Here is a 1,100-nt window from a genome sequence, read left to right as displayed (position 1 = left end):
CTGACGCTCGAGGTCTTCAGGTCATGCAGGTAGGCGACGTTGCACGGATCCAGGTTCTTCGACGCGCAGGCCTCGACGGTCTGCTCGCCGAGCTTCTGCCCGAGAATCGACGGCACGAACACGATGTTCGACGCGAGACCGGGCAGCTGGGTGGCACCCGAGGTGAAGTCCTCGCCGAGGATCTGGTCGATGTTGACGACGGTGAGCCCGGCATCCATGGCTTCGGCGACCACATCCATGATCGCGGGGCCATAGATGGGCTGGACGATCATGCCGTCGTAGTCCCCCGAGGCGATGACGTCCTCGATGAGCGTGGCCTGCGTCGCCGGATCGAGGTTTCCATCGAAGACCGTGATCTCGGCATTGTTGGCCTCAGCGACCTCCTGCGCCGCCGCCAGCATCGGCTCGTCGTACGTGTTCGCCACCGCGAACGAGATGTAGGCGATCTGCAACGGCTCGTCGGTGGGCGCCGAGGTCTCGCCCGAGCCCGATGCGTCGGTGGTCCCCGACGAGCACGCGGCGAGGGCCAGTGCGGCGACGGCGATCCCCGCGCCGGCGAGAATCCCCCTTCGCCGTGGGACAGCTGTACTGAGTGGCATGACTTCTCCTGTGAAATCGGTACACGGTGGGCAGCCGCGCGACCTTCTTGCGAAAGCCGGCCTGGACAGTGTTCAGTGCTGGCGTACACTCTGCCGTGTTGCCACACTTAACGCAAGGGTTCTGATCGGCAGGTCCGCGACCGTGACCAATCCGTTGCCGGCGAGGTGAGTCACAGCCCCCAGCCGGTGGGCGGCTCGAGGAGTCCGGGCGCAAAGTGCCAATACTCGCGCAGGTGACGAACGAGCCCAGCGTCGTCGAACTCCAAGAAGAACTCCCCCGCGAGCGTCACCTCCGCACCCTCGTTGCGAAGCGTGACCCACCATTCTGCGGCCGCGTGAGTGCCGGTCACCACGGCTTTCCCCACCCGGAAGCGGATGTCGGATTGCGTCGCCGTCACACTCGACCAATAGCGATGCACCCCCTCGCGGCCGCGATACGGCTCCTCGTAGGGCTGCTCTCGGTATGTCGCATCTTCCGTGAACAGCGCAGCCGCGGCATCC

2 protein-coding genes are annotated in these 1,100 nt (G+C 65.5%); both read right to left on the bottom strand.

What is annotated here, in order from left to right:
* Positions 1 to 599 (bottom strand): substrate-binding domain-containing protein (locus B3587_RS12705; RefSeq protein WP_292729192.1); only part of this gene is annotated, 599 nt, incomplete at its 3' end.
* 170 nt (positions 600 to 769) lie between these two features.
* Positions 770 to 1,100 (bottom strand): nuclear transport factor 2 family protein (locus B3587_RS12700; RefSeq protein WP_292729188.1); only part of this gene is annotated, 331 nt, incomplete at its 5' end.

The sequence above is a fragment of the Microbacterium sp. UBA837 genome, assembly GCF_002296025.1.
GTDB lineage: Bacteria > Actinomycetota > Actinomycetes > Actinomycetales > Microbacteriaceae > Microbacterium.
Note: the sequence above shows the minus strand (reverse complement) of the source record. Positions and strands in the feature narration are given on the sequence as shown.